This is a genomic window from Hyalangium gracile, assembly GCF_020103725.1.
Lineage (GTDB): Bacteria > Myxococcota > Myxococcia > Myxococcales > Myxococcaceae > Hyalangium > Hyalangium gracile.
Map to the genome: position 1 here is coordinate 1 of NZ_JAHXBG010000050.1, position 25,049 is coordinate 25,049.

Genomic DNA, 25,049 nt, shown 5'->3' on the forward strand with positions numbered 1-25,049 from the left:
TGCACCTTCCCGCCGGTACCTCCCATCAGGGTCGTCGGCGACTACGTGGTGGTGCCCATCCGCAACTTCACCATCGGGGCGGGCAATGCCCTGAAGCTGCGAGGCACTCGTCCGGTCATCCTCGCGGTGTATGGCGACGCCACGCTCTCAGGTGCCCTGCTGGCCGACGCGGACATGAACACACCGGGCGCGGGCGGCAATCGCGCCAGCTGCGGCCCACAGAATGGTGGCAACGGTGGCTTCTCGAATGGAGAGGCAGGTGGAGGCGGCGGTGGAGGCTTCGGAACCGCAGGTGCCGCAGGTGGAAGGAACGACTCGAACACGGGGGGCGGCACCTCGGGTGCAGCGGTAGGCAGCACGCTGGTGCCACTGGTCGGTGGCTGCGCGGGAGGCTCGGGAGGCACGGCGAGCAACACCTCGAATGGAGGCGGTGGGGGGGCAGGCGGCGGGGCCGTGCAACTCTCCGTGGGCGGTAGGCTCCGGGTGGAGCACTGGGTCTCCGTCAGCGGCGGTGGAGGAAGGGCAGGCACAGGCTCCTCAAACAACTCGGGAGGCGGAGGAGGTGGCGGAAGTGGCGGAGGTCTGCTGCTGGAGGCGTTCCGGCTGGAGCTCAACAACCAGGCTCGGCTCACCGCGAATGGTGGAGGCGGAGCCGAGGGCGGAGATAGCAGTGGGAGGACGGGAGCCCAGGGGAATGATGGCTCACAGTCCTCCAAGGACCCGGCACCAGGCGCTGATGGAGGGGGAAACGGTGCTCCGGGTGGACAAGGCGGCGCCGAGGGCGGAGGCCCAAGCACACCGGCAGATGGGCCCAACAACGGTGGCGGCGGTGGCGGTGGCGGTGGCATGGGTGTCATCCGCCTGCGCGGCATCGGCAGCTGTGACATTCACCCGAGCTGCAACACCTCCGATAGCAACGGCTGTGACATCAGCCCCAAGGTGACACCGGTCTGCCCCTGATCGGGAAGCCGTAGCGGGCACGGCCGAGCAGGCGCCGTGCACAGTCTGGATCCAGCCAGGCGCGTCAGCGCATGCACCGGTGACGACCGGGTACGATACTGCGCGCCCTGGAGTCGAGAGAGCGTACTCCCTGGGTGGTATCGCCCCGATTCCGCGCGGTCTCTAGCCTGGCAATTCCAGTCGTGCGCCAGGCACTCTCATGAACCGTCTTTGCTTCTTCGGGCTGCTGCTCATCCTTTCCGCATGCCGTGAGTATGGGCCGGACGAAGGTGCGGTGCGGGTCTCCATCACCTATGGCTCGTACACTCCCGCGTGCGTCCGTGTCTCCGCTTCGGACTCCAAGGAGCACTCAACGGAAACACATATTCCTCAGAGCACCTTCAAGAACCCGGATGGGGCGCCGGTCATCACCGTCGCGGTGTTCCGCAAGGCGGAGTGGACGCGAGATCTGCTCATAGAGGTAACATCATTCAAGTCCTTTAAGGGTGAAAGCTGCTCCGGCACCGAGTTGGAGCGACACACCTTGCCCGTCAAGGTCCCAAAGCAGGGTGTCAAGGAACTCCACTTCGATCTCCTGGCCCAGGACGATGATGGTGACAAGCACATCCTGAAGACCGACAAGGTGGCGGGGACGGACTGTGACGACAAAGACGCGAAAGTTCATCCAGGCCAGCCCGAGGTCTGCACAGGGACGCGAGACATGGACTGTGATGACGCCGTTGCGTGCGCGGACAGCGAGTGCCTGAACAATGCATGTGATGACAAGAACCTGTGCACGCTGGAAGACCGCTGCCAGCTGGCGGCGAACTCGACCGTCGAGTGCGTGGGGACCCTGAAGACGTGCCAGCCGCCCAACCTCGTCTGCTACACGAACGAGTCCGTGTGCAACCCCGCCACGGGCGAGTGCGTCCACACCCAGCAGTTGCCGGACAAGACGTGCGATGACGAAGATGCCTGCACGTCAGGCGACCAGTGCGGCCTGGATGCCTCGTGCAAGGGGACGAACTCAGTCACCTGCAACAGCCCGCCGAATATGACCTGCTACGAGAGCACCGGCACCTGCGACAAGATGACGGCCGCCTGCTCCTACACCCCCAAGCCCGCCACGGTGAGCTGCGACGACGGCAAAGCCTGCACGCAGAACGACCGCTGCAATGGCATGGGCTCCTGCGATGGCGAGCCCCTTCCCTCCTGTGTGCCGAAGGACACGTGCCACCGTGCCGAGAGGCCCGGTTGCCCGGGGGATGCCACCTGCGTCAACAGCGTGGATGTCTCGAAGATCTACACGCAGTGCACCACGGCGGACCGCAGTGGCGTGTGCCGTCCGGATGGCGTCTGCAGCGGCTTCCCCTACGTTCCCAGCAACTTCGATCCGGACGCCATCCCGGTCGCCGAGCGCGGCATGGACTTCCAGATCACCTGCGGTACTCCGGCCGACCCAGTCATCTTCGACTCGGGCACGCTGGGAGGCAGCGCACCGGCGGGGTGCACCTTCCCGCCGGTACCTCCCGTCAAGGTCGTCGGCGACTACGTGGTGGTGCCCATCCGCAACTTCCGCATCGGGGCGGGCAATGCCCTGAAGCTGCGGGGCACCCGGCCGGTCATCCTCGCGGTGTACGGCAACGCCACGCTCTCCGGAGCCCTACTGGCCGACGCGGACATGGACGTGCCGGGCGCGGGCGGCAACCGTGCCAGCTGCGGCTCTCAGACAGGCGGTCCCGGTGGTTTCTCCAGTGGAGAAGGAAGCGGTGGCGGTGGCGGTGGCTTTGGGAACGTAGGCGCCGTGGGCGGCAAGAACGACTCGAACCTGGCGGGCGGCACCGCTGGCACCGCATTGAGCAGCACGTTGGTGCCCTTGGTCGGCGGCTGCGCGGGAGGAACTGGAGGAGCGGCGAACAACGCCTCAAATGGAGGCGTGGGAGGAGCGGGCGGCGGGGCTGTGCAGCTCTCCGTGGGCGGCACGCTCCGGGTGGAGCACTGGGTCTCCGTCAGTGGAGGGGGTGGGAAAGGCGGACGAGGCTTCCAAACCGTGGCGGGAGGAGGAGGCGGCGGCGGCAGTGGAGGGGGCTTGCTACTGGAGGCGTTCCACCTGGAACTCACCAATCGGGCCCGACTCACTGCCAACGGCGGCAGCGGCGCTGAGGGTGGAGACTCCATCAACCGAGGGCATACCGGGAGCCATGGAGTCGATGGCTCCGAGTCATCGAATGCCCCCGCCCACTGCCCTGACAAGGGTGGGCGTGGCGCTCCGGGTGGGGACGGCAGCGCGGAGGGAGTGAGTGCAAAGATGGGGGGCAACAGTATCGACTTGGCGGGAGGCGGTGGCGCGGGTGGTGGAGTGGGCGTCATCCATGTGCGCGGCTTCGAGAGTTGCGACATTCATCCGAGTTGCAACACCACCGACAACACCGGCTGCGACTTCAGCCCCAAGGTAACTCCGGACTGCCCCTGACGCAGCTTGCGCTGGCGCCCGACATCACGGCTGCCGCCCAAGTATGTCAGACGCGATGCACGCCCCGTGTGAGCGAACCGGTAGCGAACTGGTATGACAAGCAGACCAGTTCGGACAGGTTTCGCCCGCCAGGAGGGCAGACCGGACGAGAGGGCAGACTCAAGTCCCCAGCCCGTTTCAGGTGGCGCGGCCTCTGCCAGAAGTCGCGAAAAGACTTCCTCTGGCCTACGTAGTCCCAGGAATGGAGCGGACCGCGTCGATAAACGCGCGGAGCTTGGGGAGCTTCTGCGCACGGCTGGGGAAGTACAGGAAGAAGCCGGGCACCTCGGGTGCGTAGTCTCCGAGCACCACCCGCAGCCGGCCTGCCTCAACGTCCCCAGCGACTACCTGCTCGTTCACGTACGCAAGCCCCAGCCCGGCAACCGCCGCGCGCATCATGAGGCTCGCATCGTTGCAGACGAGCGAGCCGCGAATGGCCACCTGCTGCTCCCGGCCACGCCGCTCGAACTCCCACTGGTAGAGCGTCCCGGTCGTCAGCGAACGGTAGCCGATGCACTCGTGCGTAAGTAGATCCTTGGGAACCTGGGGCATCCCCCGTGCCTCCAAGTAGGACGGTGCCCCCACGACGACGAAGCGAAACGGAGGAGAGGCTCGGACGGCCACCATGTCCCGCTCCAATGCTTCACTCAGGCGGATGCCCGCGTCGAAGCCCTCAGCCACGATGTCCACGGAGCGGTCGTCCACGCTGATCTCAATCGAGAGCTGCGGATACTCGCGGCGCAGAATGGGAAGCACCGGCTCGATGACGACGGGCGCGGCAATGCGAGGGACTGACAGGCGCAGGCGTCCGACCACCGCGTCACCGCCACTGCTAGCGTCCTCCACGGCGGCCAGCGCTTCTCTCAGGCTCGGCCCTCCACGCGCGAGCAGGCGCTCCCCCGCTTCCGTCAGGCTCACGCTGCGCGTCGTGCGCACGAAGAGCGGAACCCCGACACGGGCCTCGAGGTTCCGGATGGCCTGGCTCAGCGCCGAGGGCGAGACACCGAGCGCCCGAGCAGCCGAGGAGAAGCCGCGTCGCTCCGCGACGGTCACGAACGCGAGGAGGCCATTGAGCTGGGTGAGACGCATCTTGAAGGTTCCCTTCAAGGCCCTTGTACCAGCTTGCACGTAGTCTTTCGAATCGAAGAGGCGCATCTTCCTTCGTGCATCCACACGGAGGAAACGACCATGCAGTACACGCGACTTGGGAACTCGGGGCTCGTCGTCTCTCGGCTCGCTTTCGGCGCGATGACCTTCGGCTCGGGCGACATCCCGGCCATCTACAAGGTGGGCGAGGAGAACGCGCGAGCAATGGTGGACCGGGCGCTCGCGGCGGGCATCAACTTCTTCGACACGGCGGATGCCTACGCGGGCGGCGAGTCAGAGCGGATGCTCGGGCGCATCCTCGGCGAGCGCCGCAAGGACGTGGTCATCGCTACCAAGGTGGGAATGCGCACGGGCAAGGACTTGCTCCACACGGGCCTGTCGCGGCGCCACATCCTGGCCTCGGCCGAGGCGAGCCTGAAGCGGCTCGGAACGGACTACATCGATCTCTACATCGTCCACCGCTTCGATCCGCACACACCGCTGGAGGAGACGCTGGAGGCGCTCGACCAGCTCGTGAGGCGGGGCCTCGTACGCTACGTGGGCTACTCGAACTGGTCCGCGTGGCAGGCGGCGAAGGCGGTGGGGCTCCAGGAGCGACACGGCTGGGCACGCTTCATCACGGCCCAGATGTACTACTCGCTCGTGGGCCGGGACCTGGAGCACGAGGTACTGCCATTCGTGCAGGACGCGGGCATCGGGACGATGATCTGGAGCCCTCTCGCAAGTGGGTTCCTGAGCGGGAAGTACACCCGGGAGAGCCTCAAGGATCAGAACAACCGCCTCTCGGGTTTTGACTTCCTGCCCTTCGACAAGGAGGCGGGCTTCCGGCTCATCGAGACGATGCGGCCCATCGCCGACGCGCACAAGGCGTCCGTCGCGCAGGTGGCCCTGGCGTGGCTGCTGGCAAAGCCGGGCGTGAGCACCCTGCTCCTCGGCGCGAGCAAGCCTCACCAGCTCGAGGACAACCTGGGCGCGCTGAACGTGCACCTGAGCACCGAGGAGCTCCGCCAGCTCGACGAGCAGAGCCCTCACGCGGCCTACTACCCGACCTGGTTCACGAAGGTGGTGAGCGATCAAGCCACGGACAAGGCGCTCGGCACCGCTCCCGCCGCGTAGCAGGTCTCAAGCGTGGGCATCGAGCCAGGCGCGCAGCCGTGGATCCGCCTGGCCCTCACCGCGCAGCCCCTGCTCCACCTCGAGCGTCATCGAGTGGAAGCCACGCGCCTCCAGCCCCTTCATCAGCTCGTCGCGCGTCTGCGCATTCGGGGCGAAGAGGATGCACCCATCTCCGCCTCCCGCGCCAGACTGCTTCCCCGCGCATCCGTAGGACGCGGCAATCGCAAGAATCCGCCGCATCGCCTCCGTCTCGGTCGGCCCCAGCTCCTGCAACAGCGCCTGCTGCGCGGTCACCGCGTCCTTGAACGCACGGAAGTCCCCGCCACTGAGCCCCGCCTCAATCTCATGCCCCAGCGCATCCGAGCGAGCCACGAACTCAGCCCGGGCCGCCTCGTCCAGCCGCGCCTCCACCTGCGAGATGAGCACCCGCGTGGAAGCGCTCTCGCCCGTGAACGCGTACGCCAGCGCCACCTTCGGCGGAGGCAGCCGCCACACATCCACCGGCGAAGCCTCCATCAACGCCGCCCGGAAGCCACCCATGTTCGATGCCGCCAGGAGCGCCGCCACTTCATACCGCCGGTAGCGCAGCACACCTCCAGCGAAGCTCGCCGCCACATCCCCGCCGCTCCCCTTCCCTCCCTGCCCCGCCGAGTGCGCCACCAGCGCCAGCTTCAGCGTGTCGAACTTGTCCTCCAGGATGAACCGCGCCGCGTCCGCCGCCAGCACCGTGGCGCACGCGCTGCCGCCCATGCCCAGCTTGAGCCCTCCAGGCCCCACCGCCGACGGAGCCACCGCCAGCTCGAAGCCCACGCTCTGCCTCCCATGCGCCCGCAGCGCCTCATCCAGCGTCCGAGCCACGAACGCGAAGCCCGCCGGCACCTCCCCCTCCCACCGCACGCCCTTGGGCGTGGCGCTCCCCTTCAGCGTGCCCTCCTCCAGGCACACGTGCACCCGCGCATCCTTCCGCCTCCGCACGAAGGCCGCCGTCCGCGGAGCCACCGCCGCCACCCGCGACACCCCGCCCCACAGCACGGCGTACTCACCGGAGACGAACAGCTTGCCTGGCGCGGACAGTGCCCGTTCCATCAGAAGAGGTGCTCGCTCTTCAGCACCGCGTCCCCGCCCGGCACGCACCGCACCACGTCCACCGCGCCACAGGCCCGCGCCAGCGCCTCGGCCGCCACCTCATGCGCCGCGTCCGTCAGCAGCACCGGGTTCGGCCCCGCGTCCAGCGTGAACCACACCGGCATCCCCTTCTTCCGCTGCTCGCGCAGGTGCTCTATCAGCCCCAGCGTGTTCGCGTGCAGGTAGCAGAGCGGTGGCTCCGCCGCGAGCGACGTCGCGTGCATCCTCCACGCGTTGCGCTCCGACAAATCCCCCAGCGCCTGCAGATCCTTGCGCTGGATCACCTCCACCGCCCGAGGCACCTCCGCCTCCGCGTCCTTCACCCACGCCGGGTAGTACGGGCTCGTCTCCACCGTGTGCCTCATCCCGTCCCGCGACTTCACCTCCTTCTCGTCGCGGTTGAGGATCGCCACCACCATGCGCAGCTCCGGCCAGTGCCCCGCATCGAAGCGCTGCACCGCGTAGCTGTCCGTCCCGTCCTCCCGCTCGCCCCGCCGCCACTCGCAGAAGCCGCCCTGCACGCTGCGGCAGGCCGAGCCACTGCCCAGCCGCGCCAGCATGCTCGCCGCCTTCGCATCCTCCGGCAGCCCCGCCGCCGCCCGGGCCGCCACCGCCAGCGCCGCGAAGCCCGCCGCGCTGCTCGCCAGCCCCGCCGCCGCCGGGAAGTCTCCGCGAGACACCATCCTCGCGGGCCCCAGCGCCCCGCCCTTCTCCGCCCGCACCACCTCCAGCACCCGCAGCACGCGCTCGCGCTCGCTGCCCTTCGCCGTGTGGCCGTTGATCTCCACGTGGTCCGAGGACGTCGCGCCGAACTCCACCGTCGTGGTGACGGACATGGGCGCCAGCGTCAGGGACAGACTCGATTGATGAGGAAGAATCAGCGCCTCGTCCCGCTTCCCCCAGTACTTCACCAGGGCGATGTTGGGATGCGCCAGGGCCGTCGCTTTCATGGAAGCACTCACAGAGCCCGCGGTCCCGCGAGCTGACTGCTGAAACACCGCACCCCGAGCTCCAGCAGCTTCGCCACCGCCGGCTCGGGCTCGAGGAACAGTCCAATCACGGCTCCTCCGTCGCCACCCGCCCCCGTCAGCTTCGCGCCCAGAGCCCCCATGGCGCGCAGCCGGTACACCATCTCCTCCAGCGGCGGCGAGGACAGCCCCAGCGCCGCCAGCAGGCCCTGGTTGACGTTCATCGCGTCCCCCAGCGCCTCGAGATCTCCCGCCTCCACCGCCTTCGCACCCTCCTGGGCCAGCGTGCCGATCTGCTGGAACAGCCGGCCATAGCGCCCCGGCCACCGCGCCTGCCGCTCGCGCAGCGCCGCCACCGTCTTCTTCGTGGGGCTGCGCTCGCCCACCAGCACCACCAGCACCTTGAGCGGCCGAGGGCTCTTCAACGCCCGCACCCGCCCCGAGGACTGGTTCGGCAGTCGCTTGTAGAGGATGAGCTTCTGCTCTGCGCTCGTGGTGTGGTCCACGCCGGAGGGAGTGCCGTGGAACTCCTGCTCCATCTCCAGCGCCAGCCGAGCCACCTCGCGCGGCGCGTCCTCCCGCCCGGCCGCCTTCAGCAGCACCCGGCAGCACGCCACCGACAGCGCCGCCGAGCTGCCCAGCCCCATGGACAGTGGCAGCTCGGACTCCAGGCTCACCTTCACGCCAGGGGTACGAACCAGCCCCGCCGCGCGCTGGAAGGCCCGCGTCAGAAGCGCCTTCTGCGGCCGGCTGAGCGTCGACGGCAGCACCAGCTGGCAGCGCTTGGACGCAACCCCTTGCGCCGTCACCCCGTAGCTCAGGGGACCCGCGAGCGCCGGGTTCCCATACACCACGCTGTGCTCGCCCAGCAGGATGACCTTGCCCGCACCGAAGCCCACCAGGGGCGTCGCCCGTGGATTCATAAACGAGGGGCCTAGCCCGGCGTCACCGGGGGGGACTGCATCTCATCCGCCGCAGCCAGCGCGGCGATGATCTCTCGAGCCTTCTCCACCTTCACGTGGCCGACCTTCACCAGCTCGTTGGCGATGCGCTCCACCAGCTCGCCCCGAGCCCCCGCCGTCACCGCCACGCACCGCGCGTGCAGCGCCATGTGGCCCTTCTGGATGCCCACGCTGCCCAGCGCTCGCAGGGCCGCGAAGTTCTGCGCCAGCCCCACCGCGGCAATCACCATCGACAGCTCGCGCGCCGAGCTCACCCGCATCAGCTTCAGCGCCACCTGCACGCTGGGGTGCACCTTGATGGGCCCGCCCACCGTGCCTAGCGCCATGGGCAGCTCGATGCGCCCCACCAGGTGCCCCTCCTCCAGGTACCAGGTGGACAGCGGCCGGTACTGGCCCTCGCGGCACGCGAAGGCATGCGCCCCCGCCTCGATGGCCCGCCAGTCCTGCCCCGTGGCGATCGCCACCGAGTCGATGCCGTTCATCACGCCCTTGTTGTGCGTGGCCGCCCGGTACGGGTCGGCCTGCGCGAAGCGGCTGGCCTGGGCGATGCCCTCGGCGATCGCCTCACCGGACATCTCGAAGTCGGCCAGCAGCGGCACCGGGATGCGGCACATGGCGCGCGCCAGCCGCCTGTCCGCCAGGTTCGACAGGATGCGCAGGTACACCTTGCCGCCCGTCAGCTGCTCGATGAAGGGCGCCACGCCCTCGGCCATGGTGTTGATGAGGTTGGCCCCCATGGCCTCCTGCGTGTCGATGATGAGGTGGACGATGAGCAGCGGCTCACCGCGCGGGCCCTCGGGCGCCGGCAGCAGGCGCACCTCCACGTCCTTGGCTCCACCGCCCCGAGCCACCATCGCCGGGTGGAAGCTGTTGGCCAGCGCCAGAATCTCCTCCTTGGCGTCCAGGATCTTCGCGGAGGCCTCGGTCGGATCGCCAAAGCGCGTCACCTGCACCTGGCCGATCATCATCGAGGTGTCGGCCTCGGCGGTGAAGCCACCGGCCTCTCGGACAATCTTCGCGGCGAAGGACACCGCGGCCACCACGGAGGGCTCCTCCACGGCCATGGGCACGATGTAGTCGCGCCCATTGACCATCATGTTCAGCCCCAGCCCCAGCGGCAGCGAGAACGTGCCCACCGCGTTCTCGATCATCTGGTTGGCCAGCACCGGCTGCAGCGCGCCCACGCCACGCAGCGCCTCCACCTCGTCTTCCTCGAGGCGGAACATCTGCCCCAGCTTCGCGAGGCGTTCCTCCATCGGCAGCTTGTGGAACCCTGCGAGCCTGGATGTCACGATGTCAGACATGTCATTACCTTCCCAAACATCAACGGGCAGCGAGCGCCCCTCTACAGTGCCGCGAGCCAATCCTTCAACTCCCCCGTCATCACCACCGGCTTGCGCCTGAGTTCAGCGCAGCTTCTGCTGCCCGTGAGGACGAGCGCCTGGCGCAGCCCCGCGAGAATGACCTGGAGGGCCTTGTCGGCGCCCTCCAACCCGCCCTCCTGCTGGGCTCGGAACAGCGGCAGGGCCATGCCTCCCAGGTCCGCGCCGAGCGCGAGCACCTTGGCAACCTCCAACCCGGTGCGGATGCCTCCCGACGCCACCAGGCGGACCTCGGGGCCCACGGCGCGACGCACTGACGCCGTGGCCGCGGCGGTGGGAATGCCCCAGCTCGAATACTCGGCGCCCAGCTGCGCGAGCTGGCCCGAGGCGCGCAGCTGCTCCACGCGCACCCACGAGGTGCCACCCAGCCCGGAGACGTCGATGTTGCGCACGCCCAGATCGGCCAGCCGGCGCGCCACCTCCGGGCCGATGCCGCACCCGGTCTCCTTCACCAGCAGCCGCTCTCCGAAGGCCTTCACCAGCGACTCCACCACGGCGTAGCCGCCGCGGAAGTCGCGATCGCCCTCGGGCTGGCTGAGCTCCTGGCCGGCGTTCAGGTGCAGCGCCATGGCGTCCGCGCCGATGGCCTCCGCCAGCCGCCGCACCCCGTCCACGCCCATCTGCACGGCCTGGTACAGGCCGATGTTACCCAGCAGGGCCACCGTGGGCGCCACGTCCCGGACCTGATAGGTCACCGCGCGCGCGCTGGACTCGGCCATGGCGCGCTGGCTGCCGACGCCGAAGGCCAGGCCGTGCCGCTCCGCCAGCTGGGCGAGATCCCGGTTCACCTGCCCTGCCCGCTCGGTGCCCCCTGTCATCCCCGTGACGAGCAGCGGGTAGCGCAGCGTCTTGCCGACGAAGGGCGTGGAGAGATCCACGTCGTCGACGTTCATCTCCGGCATGGCGCAGTGCACCAGCCGTACGCACTCCAACAGAGTGCTGTTCTGCGCTGGCTCAACATCTCCGGTGGCACACAAATCGAGGTGGGCATCCTTGCGGTTGGCTGTGATCTGATCACCCATGAAGCCCGAACCCTCGTTTTCAGGCAGAAGTACGGCTAAGTGCCTGAATGGTCGGGGATTTTTTAGCAAGCTGGGTGGGGCCGGCGCAAGACAAAGGGGGGGAGCGGTCGGCGGCGGCGCCTGAATGGACGAGCCCGGGTGCCCAGCGGTAAGCAGGTGGCGTGAGTACCTCGCCCCCGAAGGTGGCCGTCTTCCTCCACAGCGGAGACTACGATCGGGTCCACCAGGGCCTGTCCATCGCCGCCGCGGCGGTGGCCACCGGGCGTCGCGCCGAGGTGTACCTCTTCTGGTGGGCCCTGGAGCGCTTCCTCGAGGATCGGCTGGACGAGCCGGACTTCCAGCCCCCGCGCGAGGACGTGGCCGACCGCTTCGAGACGCGGCGCATGCCCACGCTGCGCACGCTGCTGGAGCACCTGCGCGAGTCGGGCCTGTGTACGGTCCAGGGGTGCACGGGCTCCCTGGCGGCGCTCGGGGGCGAGCCGGTAGCAGACAAGCAGACGATCGATGGCTGGGTAGGCTGGACTGCCATCCTCCAGAGGACCGCTGGAGTCGTCGATCGCTTCTACCTGTGAGGTCGGGCCGATTGGATTGACGGGGCCCGGTGCCTGTTTACGTTCCCGAGAGCACAAGAAGGGAGCGACACAGCACACCATGTCCTACTACAGCAGTACCTATGACACGTCCCCTCGAGGAGGGGCCCCGCTGCGAGGAAGCGGCTGGCACCGTCTGGGCAATGCGCTCAAGACGACGGTGCTGCTGGCCGGGCTCACGGCGCTCGTGCTGCTGATCGGTCAGAAGCTTGGCGGCGCGAGGGGCCTGGCCTTCGCGGGCTTCTTCGTGGTGGTGATGAACTTCGTCTCGTACTGGTTCAGCGACAGGATCGCGCTGGCCATGCACGGGGCCCAGCCGCTGGAGCGCAGCCAGGCGCCGTGGCTGCACGAGATGGTGGAGGAGCTGGCCGGGCGCGCGGGCATGCCCAAGCCGAAGGTGTACCTGCTGCCCACGCACACGCCCAACGCGTTCGCCACGGGCCGCAGCCCGAAGCACGCCGCGGTGGCGGTGACGGCCGGCATCATGGAGCTCCTCGATCGCCGTGAGCTGCGAGGCGTGCTGGCGCACGAGCTGGCGCACGTACGCAACCGGGACACGCTGATCGGCACGGTGGCGGCCACGCTGGCGGGCGTCATCAGCTACGCGGCGCAGATGCTCTTCTGGTTCGGCGGCTCGCTGCTGAGCCGGAGCGACGACGACGAGGAGGGCGGCCTGGCGGGCGCGCTGTCGAGCCTGGGCGTGCTGCTGGTGGCGCCAATCGCGGCCACGCTGCTGCAGCTGGCGGTGAGCCGCTCGCGCGAGTACGGCGCGGACGCCACGGGTGCCGAGCTGAGCGGCGATCCCGAGGCGCTGGCGAGCGCTCTGATGAAGCTGGAGCGCGGCGCGCAGCTGATGCCCTACGACAGGGCGCCGGCCACCTCGCACCTGTTCATCGTGAACCCGCTGTCGGGCGGGGCGATCATGTCGCTGTTCTCCACGCACCCGCCGATCCCCGAGCGCGTGCGGCGCCTGCAGGCGATGAGCGCCCGGTCCTGGCGGCCGGGCTTCTAGCGGCGGCGCGGGGAGCTAGCCCGCGGCCTTGATGGGCTCGACCTGAGCCTCCGGGGCCGCGGGCAGCGCGTCCAGGGAGTCGAACTTCTCGAACGGGTTCTCCAGCAGCTCGCGCAGGGTGTTGGCGAGGACGCCGGCGTGGAACCCGTCGATGAAGCGGTGATCGAAGGACGCGTTGATGTTCATCACCTTGCCCACGACGATCTTCCCGTCCTCGACGACGGGGGCCTCCTTCACGGCGCCGGGGGCCACGAAGATGGGCACGCGGGTGTAGGGCACCAGCGGCACGTAGGCGGTGTCCAGGCCGAGCGAACCCACGTTGGTGATGATGATGGAGCCGAAGGCGTCCTTGGGCATGCCGATGCCGCTCATGTCCAGGTTGAGCGTGTACATGAGGAAGCCCATCAGCCAGGTGAAGAGGTTGAGGAACATGTACGGGATCTTCTGGATGGTCCCCTTGCCCTTCTCCATGGCGACGTCCCGGCGCTCGCGCACGCGGCGCACGGCCTCCTCCATCTCCAGGGCGATGTCGCGCAGGCTCTTGGAGTCGGCGTGGTCGATCTTGGCCGAGGTGAGGTCCACCTTCCCGCCGTCGGTCTGCACCACGAGCGCGGAGATCGTCACCTGCTTGCGCAGGTAGATCTTGTTGTAGCGCAGGATGGCGTTGGCCTCGGGGCAGCGGCGCAGGGCCTCGCCCATGGCCTTGGTCATCAGGTGGGTGACGGTGAGGCGGATGCCGGTGCGCTGGCGGAAGGCCTCGATGTAGGCCAGGGCCTTGTCCATCCGCACGGTGAGGGTGCCGTAGACGGTGGGATCGTAGGTCGTCTTCCAGCTGCCGATGGCCAGCTTGCGGAAGCTCGAGATGTCCGTCTTGGGGGTCAGCTCCAGATGCGGCATGACGCGGTGACCTCGTGGCAGGGCGAGTCTCCCAGCATCGCCGAGTTTCCCGGCCCGCAGGAAGTCCCCAGGTGACAGGAAGGCTCGGCGGGTCGCCCGCCCCTCGTGCCGGCGGAGCGCTTCACGCCGGGTGCGTTTCGAGCTGGCGATCCCAGAGGTGAAGCTGCCGGATGAGCGGAGCCGTCCAGGCCGCGGACACGTGCGCGAAAGCCTCTCCATCGAGCGCGGCGAGCTGCTGCCTCTGAAACGCCGGGTCCGCCAGCACCTCCCTGTGCCTCAAGCCAGACTCCTGCGCGAGCGCTCGGGGAAGCTGCCGGAGAATGGCCTCCACGCTGTCATCCCGGCTCGCTCGCGCCATCCGCTCCGCTGCCAGCGCCAGCCGTTCACGAACCGATCCATCTCCCGTGGGACACCATGCCTCCACCGCCCAGCCGCAGGCAGCCATCATCAAATCCTCCAGGCTGAGGGCGCGCTGGGGCGAGGTGAAGAGGTATCTCGCGGATTGGAGTGGCTCCCAGAAGCGCAGGGCGGCCCGAAGGCGGAGTGCCGTCCGCTCGGCACTCGCGGGGCCCGTGGGCGAGATGGCGAAGTACAGCGCGCCCCATGGGGTGTCGCGACAGAACGCCTCGTAGGCATCCCTGACCTGGAACACATTCTGCCAGTCCGCGGCCTCATAAAGACCGCTCATGACGCTGGACATCATGTACAGCCGCCAGCCCAGCTGCTCACGCTGAAAATCCACCACCTCATGGGCAATCACCACTTCGCCGGGAGGGATGGAAATCAGCTCACGCGCGGACGGGAAGGAGCCGTCCTTGAGGTATTGCGCGCCACACCGCTGGCCCTCCTTCCGAGCCTTGCGTGAGACGGAGGCGAGCGCGCCCTGAAGAAAGGACGGCATCTGAAGCGGGAAGGGCTGCCCGGTCTCCATGATGCGCGTCCTACCAGAGCGCGCCGTGCCTCAGGAAGTGGCAGCCGCGGGCTGAGACCGACCGTGCTCTTGCCGCATCACATCCCTACGGCCGGGGGCACCTGCGCTGGCGGCGACGCGGGCGGGACTCTCCGTGGAAGCGGGATGACCTGTCCGCCTCCCTGGGTCGGTGGCTGCGCTCCTCGACCTGACCCCATCCTGCCGAAGATTGCGCCCGAGAAGGCCCCTGTCGCGGTAGTACCGACGATGTCGATGAAGATGCCCACCACCTCGCTCAACGTGGCGAGCTGTTCTCGACGCGAGACCATCCCCTCGGCAGCCTGCCCGACCCACCCACCGTACTGCCGCATCTCTTCGACAGTCAGCTCCACCCACTGCCCTGCTCGATACGCTTCCTGCTCTGACTCGAAGCGCTGCTGGCTTCGTGTCCATCTGTATTGCGTGATCCCTGGCTCCGGGGTCTGCCACTCCAACCGCCAGATGTATTGCCCCCGTGCGAACCGGATGAGCAGCTGGCCCTGAAAGCCCGTGCCGCCGATGAAGCTGGTGCCTGCCACGACAGCCCGGTTCACCGCGGTGAGGTAGGTCCGCACCTCCTGGCGCCCTTCCATGAGGCCACGATCTCCCCAAGGTTTGATCTCGAAGAGGCTCAGAGCCGAGGTGTCCGTGATGTCCGGGCGCAGATATCGCTCATGAGGGAGCAGTCGGGACGGATCACCGACGCCACTGGTGGCCAGGATGTCGGCCAGCGTCTTGGTGTTGAAGTACGCCAGGCGGCCCGGGTGGTTGACCTTGTACATGTAGGCAATCAACCGGTGCGCCGCGTTACCGAGGAAGAACTCCCAGGGAGCCTGCGAGTCCGGGCGACGCCCCGGAACGTTGTATCCCTGCCCCACCGCCTCCCCACCGTTGGCCGGGCCATCGCTCATTGCCCGAAGGACTCGCGGACGCCGTACACCGGGATGCGCCCCACCAGGCCCAGGTCCGGCCAGTGCGCCGTGCCCCTGCTGTGCTGCCCCGCCGGTGGCACAGCCAGCAAGCAGCCCGCAGAGTCCCAGGACCAATCCCCAGAGAGCCGCGCGGGACGAGCATAGGTGGAATGCCCCCACACGCATGTGGACCTCCCCTCCGCCTGCTCGTACGAGCGCGGAGCCATGGCGCAGTAGAGCCCGCTGAAGCGAGCGAGACCACGCCCTCCTGGGTTCCGCCAGACACACCCCTGGCGGGTCGCGCGAGGCCCCAGCATTCGAGCCGGGTTCGATGCCTCGCCCGCCCGCATGGGCGGCTGCAGGGCACGCGGCCGGGGAACCGCGCACGAGGGTTACACAGGTATTGACGTGCTGGCGCTGGAAGTTAGGCTGCGGCGCTTTTTTTGCAGCCTCTAGTGGAGGTCGTACTCGTGCTGGTTGCCCTCATCCTCGTATCCATCGGCTTTGCCGTCACCCTCGGCATGCTGCTCTTCGGCTCGAACCGAGCCTCCGTCCCGACTCCGACCGTGAAGGGAGAGCTGGACGACGCGTCCAAGGCTCGCGCCCGCGCCGAGTCCGAGCTCGAGCGCAAGCAGAAGGAGCTCGACGAGCAGCGCTCACAGCTCCAGGAGGTGAAGGAGCAGCTCAAGCAGACCAAGCGCAAGCTGTTCGAGCAGAAGGAGTCCGAGAAGGGTGAGCGCGATCTGCTCAAGGCCCGCGCCGAGACGGAGCGCCAGGCCTCGGTGCAGCTGGAGATGGTGCGGGTGGAGCTGGCCAACGCGCTGGCCGAGGTAGAGCGGCTGCGCGGCGAGCAGGGCGGCGGTGCCCGTCAGCGTCGCGCCCCGGCGCCCCAGCCCGCGGCCCCCAGCGCCCCAGCGGCTTCCAGCGCTCCAGCGGCCCCGACCGCGGAGGCCAGCGCTCCGGCGACGGGGCAGATCTCCGCTCCGGCGCAGGAGGGTGAGCGCGTGGTGATGGCGGCGGTCCAGGTGACGCCGGCCGCCGAGCAGCCCGCCGCGGAGAAGGACCGGGGCCAGCGCCGCTACCGCGAGCTGAACGACGCGGACCGCGAGAAGATGGAGCGGCTGGAGCACACCGCGAACAAGGAGCGCAGCCGGGCGGGCGAGCTGGAGCGTGAGCTGCGCCGGGTGAAGGGGCAGAGCGAGACGCAGCAGCGCATCTTCGCCGCCGCCAAGAGCGAGCTGGATCTGCAGAAGGACAAGTACAGGGCCCTGGAGAAGCGCATGAACCGCGCGCTGCTGGAGCGGGACCTGCTGCGCCGCGCCATCAGGGACCTGGAGAAGAAGACGGGCATGATGGCCGACCGGACCGAGCTGACGCCGGACGAGATGGCCGCCAGCGATCAGCGCACCGATGAGGTGGCTCGAGAGCGCGCGGCGGCGGAGGCCCAGCGGGCCGCCGCTCAGGCCCAGCCGGAGGCCGCGAAGCCCGCGGAGTCCACCGAGGCTCCGGCCGCTTCGAGCGAGGCCACCACGGCCGCGGCCGAGGCCGACAAGTCCGCGTCGCCTGGCGCCTGATCTTCGTGCCAGCAGCACCCACGAGGCCCCTCCTCCCACCCGGGACGAGGGGCCTTCGTGTCTCAGCGCTCAGTCACGCGGCACGGGCATGAAGAGGTACAGCCCGGAGGCGAGCCGCGAAGTCTGGCCACTGCTCGCCAGCCCGCCCGCGACGAGCACCGAGCCATCCGGCAGCGTCGTGCAGGTGTGCAGGTGGCGCCCAGGGGCCACCGGCACCATTCCCAGCACGCCGCCCGTCAGGTTCTCAGTGGGGGTGATGAGCTCGACGACGCCGCTGCTCTCGAACCCGGCCTCGGAGGCCACCCTCCGGCCTCCCGCCGTGAGAACGCGGCCCCCCGGCAGGCTCACCGCGCAGAGGTCTCCCCGGGCCACGATGGACGGCCCCGCGCTGAGGGTGGGCGTCGGGGCCTGGAAGTCGATGAGCTCCGAGGCGGACACCGGCCTGGGGTTGTCCTCCGGGTTGCCAGGCAGGGAGTAGCCCCCCGTCACGAGCAGCTTCTGCCCCTCGGCGAAGGGCGTGGCCGCCGCGTCGCGTCGTGCCTGGCGCAGCAGCACGAGCGGATTGCTGAGGGAGTAGGTGCCCCCGCTGAAGGAGAACGTCAGCACCTCGCGCGAGAGCTCGTTCCCATCCGAGCCGCCGATGACGGCGATGCGCTGGTTGTCCGGGAGTGTCACCACGGCCGCCCCCAGGCGGGGCACGGGAGTGGGAACGGTGAAGCTCCGGCCCGCGGCAGGCTCGACGCCCTCGGGGTTCGAGACCACCAGGCCATCGGCTCCGACTCCGCCCACCACGAGGATGCGACCGGTGATGTCGGTGGCCGCCGCATGGCGGGAGCGGGCCACGGCCAGGTCGAACTGCTGGACCCGCTCCGTCGCCGGATCGAACACCACCGCGGTGCGCAGCGGGATCGCGAGCTCCCCCAGAAGCTGGGACTCCCCACCGACCAGGGCCACGCGGCCATCCAGCATCAGCGAGGCGGTGTGGAACGCCCGCCGTACCGCTCCCCCGAGCCCCGGATCCGGCAGGTGGGTGAGCGTCCCGGCTTGGGGATCGAGGATCTCGACGGAGCTGAGCGTCTCCGTCTGCCCTTCGGACGACACCCGAACCCCGCCGGCGAGGACGACCCGGCCGTCGGGCAGGAGGGTCGCCGTGTGCCCGGCGCGCGGCTCGGTCAGATCCAGACAGGAGCCCGGAACCAGGGAGCTCTCCACCCCGACGAAGGTGTTGATGCGGCGCAGGGTGACGCGCACGGGTGCGGAGGGGGCCCCCTGCTCCGGCATCTCGAAGGGCACCGAGCGCCCCACGGAGACCACCGAGCCCGCGCTGCTGGGCTCACCCGTGTAGCCGCGGACCTCGAGCACCCGGCGGGCCCCAGGGGGGATGACGGGGATGTCCTCGGGCCGGATGTCCACCGGGGTGATGCGCTCGATGGGAGTGTCCAGCCCCTCCCCGGTGACGCGCAGGCGCAGGTGGGTGACACCCTCCAGGGGGCGGGGCCCCTCGCACGCGGAGGTAATGAGCTGGAGCCGGGGAGCCGCCCCCTGCTCCTGACACGCGGGAGCGAGGGCCAGGACGGCCGCTAGGAGGGCGGTGCGAGAATGATGAGGCCACATGCCCAGCCACGGTATCAGCTTGCGCTCGGGCCGGCGCGAGCGTAGCGATGACAGCCAGCCCTTGGGGGCCTGACTCTCCGTGATGAAGCTCTCACTCGCCACGCGCATCTTCCTGGGTTACGCCGTGGTGCTCGTCACCTTCGGAGCGGTGTCGCTCTTCAGCGTGGCGGAGCTGCACCGCAACCAGCAGGAGATCCGGCTCGTCAGCCAGGGCTACCTGCAGCTCTCCCAGGACGCGGCGGCGCTGGAGACGTTCCACACCAGCCAGGGCAAGGACACCGAGCGCCTGGTGGACGAGCAGAACGTGGAGACGCGGCGCGCCCTCATCCGGCTGGCGCGGATGTACACCCCCCAGCTGATCTCCCAGCGCCTGTCCACCACGCGGGCCACGGCACGGGACATCCTCACCTATGCTCCGGAGAGCGAGCTGGCCTTCGTGCGGGAGCTGGAAACTCGCTTCAAGGAGCTGGAGAAGCAGTACACCGCCCACGGGCGCACGGCGGAGGCGGTGTTCACGGTGCTGGCCTCGGACCAGCTGGATCGGGCGCAGGTGGCGGCGTCGACCACGGAGCTGCGGCAGGTGGAGGCCAGCATCGGCCGCGAGCTGCGCGCGCTGCGCACCATCCTGGACAACCGCATCCGCGAGCGCGTGGATCGCGCCGAGGAGCACGAGCGGCGCACGGGGCTGGCCATCATCACGCTCTCGCTGGTAGCGGTGGGCGTGGGGCTGGGTGCCACGCTGCTGTCGGCGCGCACGCTGCGGCCGGTGCGCACGCTCATCGAGGGTGTGTCCCGCATCGGCAAGGGCGACTACACGGCGCAGCTGGGCGTGCAGGGCGAAGACGAGGTGGCGGTGCTGGCCCGGGAGTTCGACGCGATGGCGCGCTCGCTCCAGGCGCGCGAGTCCCAGCTCAAGGCCCAGGCCGAGGCGCTGGCCCGGGCCGAGCAGCTCGCGGCGGTGGGCCGCATCTCCGCCCAGGTGGCGCACGAGGTGCGCAACCCGCTGTCCTCCATCGGGCTCAACGTGGAGATGATCGGAGACGCGCTGGCCCGCGCCAGCTTCAGCACCGAGGAGGAGAAGCACGAGGCCCAGGAGCTGCTCACCGCGGTGACGCGCGAGGTGGATCGGCTCACGGACGTCACCGAGCAGTACCTGCGCATGGCGCGCCCGCCCAAGCCGACGCTGGTGTCGGAGGATGTGACGGAGGTGCTGGGCGGCGTGCTGGACTTCGCTCGGGAGGAGCTGGAGCGCGCGGGCGTGGAGGTGGTGCGGAACTTCGCTCCGGACACCCCGCCAGTGCTGGCGGACGAGGGGCAGCTGCGCCAGGTCTTCCTCAACCTCCTGCGCAACAGCCGGGAGGCCATGCCGGACGGCGGGCGCCTCACCGTGTCCACCCGAGGGCTGGAGAAGGAGGTGGAGATCACCGTCCAGGACACGGGCCGGGGCATGACGGAGGTGGTGCGCGAGCGGCTGTTCGAGCCCTTCTTCTCCACCAAGGAGGGCGGCACGGGGCTGGGGCTCTCCGTCAGCCAGCAGATACTGCAGGCGCACGGGGGCACACTCGCCTGTCAGAGTCAGCCCGGCGAGGGGACGACCTTCGTGTTAAGGCTCCCCCGCGCATGAGCTTCACACCCTACCGGGACGTGCTGCCCTCCGGGCTGCGCGTCGTCACCGTCGAGACGCCCCACCTTCACACCGCGCTGCTGGCCGTGTACGTGCGCACGGGCAGCCGCCACGAGACGCCCCTCAACAACGGCGTCAGCCACTTCCTGGAGCACCTCTTCTTCCGAGGAAGCGAGGGCTGGCCGGACACCGTGAAGATGAACGCCGCCGTCGAGGAGGTGGGCGGCAACCTCAACGGCGTCACCACCCGAGACCAGGGCTTCTACTACACCTCCTTACACCCCAATCACCTGAACGTGGGGATGGAGATTGTGGGGGACATGCTCACCCGTCCACGGCTCACCGACATGGAGGTGGAGCGGCAGATCATCCTCGAGGAGATCCTGGACGAGGTGGACGAGAAGGGTCGGGACATCGACCTGGACAACCTGTCCAAGCAGCTGCTGTTCGCGGACCACCCGCTGTCGATGAAGATCGGCGGCACGCGCGACTCCGTGTCGACGCTCACCCATGCCCAGGTGCTGGAGCACTTCGCGCGCAACTACGTGGCGGGCAACCTGGTGGTGACGGCGGCGGGACGGGTGAGGCACCCCGAGGTGCTGGAGCTGGCCGAGCGTGCCTTCGCGCGCCTGCCGAAGGGCCCCGCCACCACGGAGAAGGCCCCTGCCCTGACGCTGCCAGGGCCTCGGCTGCACTTCGTGCCGCACGAGGAGTCGCAGACGGAGTTCCGCATCAGCTTCCGCATCGTTCCGGAGCACCACGAGGACTACCCGGCGCTGCAGATCATCCGCCGGGTGCTGGACGACGGACTGTCGTCGCGGCTGCCCTTCGAGGTCGTGGAGAAGCGGGGGCTGGCCTACTCGCTGAGCGCGGGGATGGATGTCTTCCACGACGCGGCCGTCTTCGAGATCGACGCGGCGAGCGCGCCGGAGAAGGCCTCGCGGGTGGTGGAGGAGGTGCTGCGGGTGCTGGCCACGCTCTGCGCGGAGGGGATCTCGGCGGAGGAGCTGGCGCGCGCCCAGCGCAGGCACCGGATGCTGCTGGAGTTCTCCGAGGACTCGCCGGCGGAGCTGGCCGCCTGGTTCGGCAGCACGGAGCTGTTCCGCCGGCCCGAGTCCTTCAGCCAGCGCGCGGATCTGGTGGACGCGGAGACGGTGGCGCACGTGCGCGAGGTGGCGCGGCGCTACTTCACGCGCGAGAACCTCACGGTGGTGGCGGTGGGCCAGCGCAAGGGCATCAAGGCGCTGGAGCGCGTGGTGGAGCTGGCGGAGGGGCTGCCCTCGGGAGCCCCGAAGGCCGCTACTTCCGGCCGCCGCGCAAGATGATGGGGCCGGAGGACTTCTTCTTCACGGGAGCCGGGGTGAGCGCGGCCTTGAGGGCGACGTACTTGGGGTTGCCCGGCTCGCGCTTGAGCAGCTCGTCGACGATCTTGAGGCCGCGCTCGGAGTTCGTCTTGTTCTGCGCGTACATCTCCGCGAGCGCCACCTTCTCCTCGAGCGAGGCCTCGCCGAGCCTGTAGAGCCGCTCGAGCGTCTTCACGGCGGCGGCCTTGTCGCCAGCCTCCTGCTGCATGCGCCACCTGCGGGAGAGCGCGGGAGCGAAGCGGGGATCGGCGGTGAGGGCGAAATCGTAGTTCTCCTCGGCGCCGCGCTTGTCGCCCTGGGACTCCAGGACGCGGCCGCGGACGTAGAGGGCGCGGGGGGAGTTGGAGTGCAGGCGCAGCACCTTCGACACGAGTTCCTGCGCCTCGCTGCTCTTGCCCAGGTTCAGCTTGGCCTCGGCGAGCATGCCCAGCGCGTCGCTGTTGTCGGGGTGCTCCTCCACGAGCTGGGTGAGGGCCTCTGCGGCCTGCTCATGGCGCTCGAGCTTGGTGAGGATGCGCGCGCGGAGCAGGACGACGTCAGGGCGCTTGGCGTCCTTGCCGGTGATGGTGGCGATGTCCTGCTCGGCCACCTCGGGGTAGCCGCTGTTGAGGAAGTAGCGCACGCGCAGCAGGTGCGCCTCGATGAGGCCGGGGTTCTCCTCGATGAGCCGGTCCATGAGCTTGGCGGCGAGGAGCTCCTCTCCCCGGATGAGGAGGATCTCCGCCTCGACGACCTTGGCCTCGACATCGTCCGGGCGCTGGGTCTGGATGACCTCCAGCGTCTTGATGGCGGCCTGGGTATCTCCGTTGCGCGCCTGGAGCCGGGCCAGCGCGAGGATCTCCTTGTCGGAGAGCTGCTCGTTGTCGCGGAGCGCCACGAGGGTGGAGATGGCCTCCTCGACGTGGCCCTGCTGGAGAAAGAGATCCACCATCTGCTTCTGGATGGCGGGATCGTTCCCGGGGGCAATGGCCTCGGCCTCCTTGAGGGCGAGGACGGCGGCGGCGTCATTGCCGGCGGCGCGCTGGGCCTCGGCGACGAGGAGCAGAGGCTCCACGTTCTCGCGAGCAAGGCTGGCGGCGGCGCGGAAGGATTTGGCAGCGCGCTCGGGCTGGTTGGCGGCGAGGAAGGTCCGCCCCTCGGCGATCCGGGAGTCGTAGGTCTCGGCCCGGGCCTGGACGGCCGCCATCTCCGGGTCCTTGCAGGCAACCGGGAGAAGCAGCGGAAGGAACGCAGTCAACCGCAGAATTCGCAAATGCATCGGTGAGCGGCAGGGTACCGGATGTTATCCTCCCCCGTCGATGGACCCCTTCGTGCGGCGCCTCGTGGAGAGGCTCCATGACCCGACCCGACCGCTCTCGCGAAACCGCCACTTCCACACCTTCGACACACCGGAGGGGCGGTCGGCGATGAAGGTGTCTCGCCGGCTCAAGAGCCTGCAGCGGGACATCATGGCCTGTCACAAGGAGGGCAGCCGGGCGCGCTTCTTCCGCCAGGTGGGCCCGGACGGGCAGACGCGCATCGAGCTGCAGATGGAGCGAATCCAGGGACGCCGGGTGTCGCTGCTCCAGGACGCCGAGTTCGAGCTGCTCGCTCAGCTTCCGGGCGTGAGCGAGGTACTGGAGGAAGTGCTGGAGCCCGCCGCCTGACGCTGCGCCGCGCTGCGTCGCGGGAGCGTGAGGAGCGGCTCGCTCAGGTCTCCGCGGCGTAGGGAGGCGCGGGCTCGTACTGCATGTGCCGCTGCACGCGGCGAGCGACGGCGGGGCTCCAGAGCTGGCCCACGAGCCACAGGGCCATGTCGATGCCGGCGGACACCCCGGAGGCGGTCACCACGTTGCCATCGCGAACGTAGCGGACGTCGTCGAGGACGGTGAGGCCCTCGCGGGCGCGGAGCTCCTCGATGGCCTGCCAGTGCGTCGTCACACGGCGGCCCGAGCAGAGCCCTGCGCCGTGGAGCAGGAAGGCGCCGGTGCAGACGCTGGTGATCCAGGAGGCCTCGGCGCCCCGAGCACGGAGCCATCCGAGCATCCGCTCGTCATGCATCTCGCGCTTGCGCCCCTCCCCTCCCGGGACGAGCACGACGTCCATCCGAGGCGCGCTGGAGAAGGAATGATCCGGGAGCACGCGCATCCCCTTGGCGCAGCGGACCGCGGTGCCCTCGCGAGACACGGTGAAGACCTCCAGGTCCACGCCCTCCTCCTTGGCGGCCATGGTGAAGACCTCCCAGGGGCCGACGAAGTCGAGCTCCTCGGCGCCATCGAACAGCACGATTCCAATCCGGGTCATGACGAGACTCTCCTCTTGGGAGCGCGGAAGCGCTCGCGGGGCAGTGGGACTGGTGCGCAGGTGCGGGAGCCGACCATGGGCACCGAGGCCGGGGGCGCGATCCGGGCGGAGCGCTCCGAGCACTGGTCTACCTGTCGGACAGGTTGAGGCACTCGCTCCATGGTCCCACTGTGGACCGGGGCGGGGGTAGCCACAAGGACAAGGTGCCCACACTCTCGGCCAGGACCGAGGGGAGTCCACCTCCGTGGACTGCACCGTCTACGAAGCTGGACTCCCCCTCCGTCGCTGAGCAGGCCTCCCCTTGGAATCCGGGAGGGCCCGGGGCTTGCACAGGGGGGAGCCACCTCAAGCCCCGTCCTGACTCCCGGGGCCTGGGAGGCACTTCATGGTCCCTGTCCTGCTCATTGTCCTCGCCGCCCTGCCGTCCACCCCGTCCGCCTCGCGAGAGGTGGACCTCACGCCGCCACCTCCTCGAGTGCAGGTGGACATGCAAACGCTCCAGGAGCGAACGCGCCGCTTCGAGGAGCAGCGTGCGAGGCACCGGGCCTCGGAGCAGCACCTGGCCCCGACGGGTACCCTGGAGATGCTGAACTCGGCGAGGGCCCTGTGCGCGGAGCCGCCGGGCTTCTGGGCACGGCTCCTGCCAGGGGGAGCGGACTCGGCGGAGACGCTGAACGCCTGTCGGAGCGCCGCCGAGCGGACGGAGCTGCTCTCCTCGACCCTCTCGCAGAGCCGGAACGCGGCGATGCGCCACTTCGACGCGGTGGAGACGCTGCTGAAGGGCGCACCTCAGCAGGAGGAGCTGTTCGCCCGCCTTGAGCGAGAACGAGCCCTCCTGAAGGAGCGAAGCGCCGAGGCGGAAGAGCTGGCGCGGCGTGCGGCAACAGCGCTGCGAGGTGGCGGGGACTCCTTCTCGGACCGATTGTCCTGGCACCTGCTGCCTGGCCGAGGGGGTGACGCCTCGGCGCTGCTCTCCACGTTCGAGACGCGGCTGCGGAGCTGGAGCGCTCCGGAGCAGCCAGTGCTGGGCGCGGAGCTGACGTACGTGCAGGGAGGCGCGGAGGCGGGGCCAATGCCCACGGCGCGGATGACTCCGGC

The 25,049-nt window shown here is 69.3% G+C and carries 21 protein-coding genes and 1 pseudogene; 10 read left to right on the top strand and 12 right to left on the bottom strand.

Annotated elements, in window-relative coordinates; all coding sequences use genetic code 11:
• A pseudogene (locus tag KY572_RS46325) lies at positions 1–960 on the top strand (putative metal-binding motif-containing protein); the annotation flags it as partial.
• A gap of 199 nt (positions 961–1,159) precedes the next feature.
• Positions 1,160–3,412, top strand: a complete 2,253-nt coding sequence (locus tag KY572_RS46330; protein ID WP_224250228.1) for a putative metal-binding motif-containing protein — start codon at positions 1,160–1,162, stop codon at positions 3,410–3,412.
• A 225-nt stretch (positions 3,413–3,637) separates the two neighbouring features.
• On the opposite strand, the gene KY572_RS46335 is transcribed toward KY572_RS46330, so the two are convergent.
• Positions 3,638–4,540 (bottom strand): LysR family transcriptional regulator, encoded by a 903-nt coding sequence (locus KY572_RS46335; RefSeq protein WP_224250229.1) that lies wholly within the window; start codon positions 4,538–4,540, stop codon positions 3,638–3,640.
• Between the two features lie 99 nt (positions 4,541–4,639).
• Here KY572_RS46335 and KY572_RS46340 point away from each other — a divergent pair, with 99 nt between their 5' ends.
• Positions 4,640–5,674 (top strand): aldo/keto reductase, encoded by a 1,035-nt coding sequence (locus KY572_RS46340; RefSeq protein WP_224250230.1) that lies wholly within the window; start codon positions 4,640–4,642, stop codon positions 5,672–5,674.
• A gap of 6 nt (positions 5,675–5,680) precedes the next feature.
• Here KY572_RS46340 and KY572_RS46345 read toward each other — a convergent pair whose 3' ends face one another.
• Genes KY572_RS46345 through fni form a run of 5 tightly spaced genes read right to left on the bottom strand, consistent with a single transcriptional unit; the run spans position 5,681 to position 11,133 of the window.
• Positions 5,681–6,760 (bottom strand): mevalonate kinase family protein, encoded by a 1,080-nt coding sequence (locus tag KY572_RS46345; protein ID WP_224250231.1) that lies wholly within the window; start codon positions 6,758–6,760, stop codon positions 5,681–5,683.
• A complete protein-coding gene (mvaD, locus tag KY572_RS46350; protein WP_224250232.1) occupies positions 6,760–7,749 on the bottom strand; it encodes a diphosphomevalonate decarboxylase in 990 nt (329 codons plus the stop codon). Before mvaD ends, KY572_RS46345 begins: the two co-directional genes overlap by 1 nt.
• 8 nt (positions 7,750–7,757) lie before the next feature.
• A complete protein-coding gene (gene mvk, locus KY572_RS46355; protein ID WP_224250233.1) occupies positions 7,758–8,690 on the bottom strand; it encodes a mevalonate kinase in 933 nt (310 codons plus the stop codon).
• Between the two features lie 11 nt (positions 8,691–8,701).
• Positions 8,702–10,033: a hydroxymethylglutaryl-CoA reductase, degradative gene (locus tag KY572_RS46360; RefSeq protein WP_224250234.1), complete on the bottom strand. Its 1,332-nt coding sequence runs from the start codon at positions 10,031–10,033 to the stop codon at positions 8,702–8,704.
• Positions 10,034–10,074: 41 nt separating this feature from the next.
• Positions 10,075–11,133 carry a type 2 isopentenyl-diphosphate Delta-isomerase gene (gene fni, locus KY572_RS46365; RefSeq protein WP_224250235.1) on the bottom strand — a complete coding sequence of 353 codons (1,059 nt, stop codon included), beginning with the start codon at positions 11,131–11,133 and terminating at the stop codon, positions 10,075–10,077.
• 161 nt (positions 11,134–11,294) lie between these two features.
• Here fni and KY572_RS46370 point away from each other — a divergent pair, with 161 nt between their 5' ends.
• Positions 11,295–11,705: a hypothetical protein gene (locus KY572_RS46370; protein ID WP_224250236.1), complete on the top strand. Its 411-nt coding sequence runs from the start codon at positions 11,295–11,297 to the stop codon at positions 11,703–11,705.
• Positions 11,706–11,784: 79 nt separating this feature from the next.
• Positions 11,785–12,735, top strand: a complete 951-nt coding sequence (locus KY572_RS46375; protein ID WP_224250237.1) for a zinc metalloprotease HtpX — start codon at positions 11,785–11,787, stop codon at positions 12,733–12,735.
• 15 nt (positions 12,736–12,750) lie between these two features.
• Here KY572_RS46375 and KY572_RS46380 read toward each other — a convergent pair whose 3' ends face one another.
• The 3 genes from KY572_RS46380 to KY572_RS46390 all read right to left on the bottom strand — a co-directional run bounded on the left by KY572_RS46380 (position 12,751) and on the right by KY572_RS46390 (position 15,492).
• Positions 12,751–13,632 (bottom strand): 2-oxo acid dehydrogenase subunit E2, encoded by an 882-nt coding sequence (locus KY572_RS46380; protein ID WP_224250238.1) that lies wholly within the window; start codon positions 13,630–13,632, stop codon positions 12,751–12,753.
• A gap of 121 nt (positions 13,633–13,753) precedes the next feature.
• Positions 13,754–14,563, bottom strand: coding sequence for a hypothetical protein (locus KY572_RS46385; protein WP_224250239.1), 810 nt, complete (start codon positions 14,561–14,563; stop codon positions 13,754–13,756).
• Between the two features lie 77 nt (positions 14,564–14,640).
• Positions 14,641–15,492 (bottom strand): hypothetical protein, encoded by an 852-nt coding sequence (locus tag KY572_RS46390; protein WP_224250240.1) that lies wholly within the window; start codon positions 15,490–15,492, stop codon positions 14,641–14,643.
• 470 nt (positions 15,493–15,962) lie between these two features.
• Between KY572_RS46390 and KY572_RS46395 the strand changes: the two genes are divergently transcribed.
• A complete protein-coding gene (locus KY572_RS46395; RefSeq protein ID WP_224250241.1) occupies positions 15,963–17,066 on the top strand; it encodes a coiled-coil domain-containing protein in 1,104 nt (367 codons plus the stop codon).
• 69 nt (positions 17,067–17,135) lie between these two features.
• Here KY572_RS46395 and KY572_RS46400 read toward each other — a convergent pair whose 3' ends face one another.
• On the bottom strand, positions 17,136–18,782 hold the full coding sequence (locus KY572_RS46400; protein WP_224250242.1) for a Kelch repeat-containing protein: 1,647 nt from the start codon (positions 18,780–18,782) through the stop codon (positions 17,136–17,138).
• On the opposite strand from KY572_RS46400, the gene KY572_RS46405 reads away from it, so the two are divergent.
• On the top strand, positions 18,763–20,304 hold the full coding sequence (locus tag KY572_RS46405) for a sensor histidine kinase (protein WP_224250243.1): 1,542 nt from the start codon (positions 18,763–18,765) through the stop codon (positions 20,302–20,304). The two genes, KY572_RS46400 and KY572_RS46405, sit on opposite strands and share 20 nt — an antisense overlap.
• Positions 20,301–21,629 (top strand): M16 family metallopeptidase, encoded by a 1,329-nt coding sequence (locus KY572_RS46410; RefSeq protein WP_224250244.1) that lies wholly within the window; start codon positions 20,301–20,303, stop codon positions 21,627–21,629. Before KY572_RS46405 ends, KY572_RS46410 begins: the two co-directional genes overlap by 4 nt.
• On the opposite strand, the gene KY572_RS46415 is transcribed toward KY572_RS46410, so the two are convergent.
• Positions 21,604–22,854, bottom strand: coding sequence for a tetratricopeptide repeat protein (locus KY572_RS46415; RefSeq protein WP_224250245.1), 1,251 nt, complete (start codon positions 22,852–22,854; stop codon positions 21,604–21,606). The genes KY572_RS46410 and KY572_RS46415 overlap by 26 nt on opposite strands.
• Positions 22,855–23,074: 220 nt before the next feature.
• On the opposite strand from KY572_RS46415, the gene KY572_RS46420 reads away from it, so the two are divergent.
• Positions 23,075–23,314 (top strand): hypothetical protein, encoded by a 240-nt coding sequence (locus KY572_RS46420; RefSeq protein WP_224250246.1) that lies wholly within the window; start codon positions 23,075–23,077, stop codon positions 23,312–23,314.
• Between the two features lie 43 nt (positions 23,315–23,357).
• On the opposite strand, the gene KY572_RS46425 is transcribed toward KY572_RS46420, so the two are convergent.
• Entirely contained in the window at positions 23,358–23,951 is a 594-nt protein-coding gene (locus KY572_RS46425; protein WP_224250247.1) for a DJ-1/PfpI family protein, read from the bottom strand.
• Positions 23,952–24,336: 385 nt separating this feature from the next.
• On the opposite strand from KY572_RS46425, the gene KY572_RS46430 reads away from it, so the two are divergent.
• Positions 24,337–25,049: hypothetical protein (locus KY572_RS46430; RefSeq protein WP_224250248.1), on the top strand; the 713-nt coding region annotated here is incomplete at its 3' end.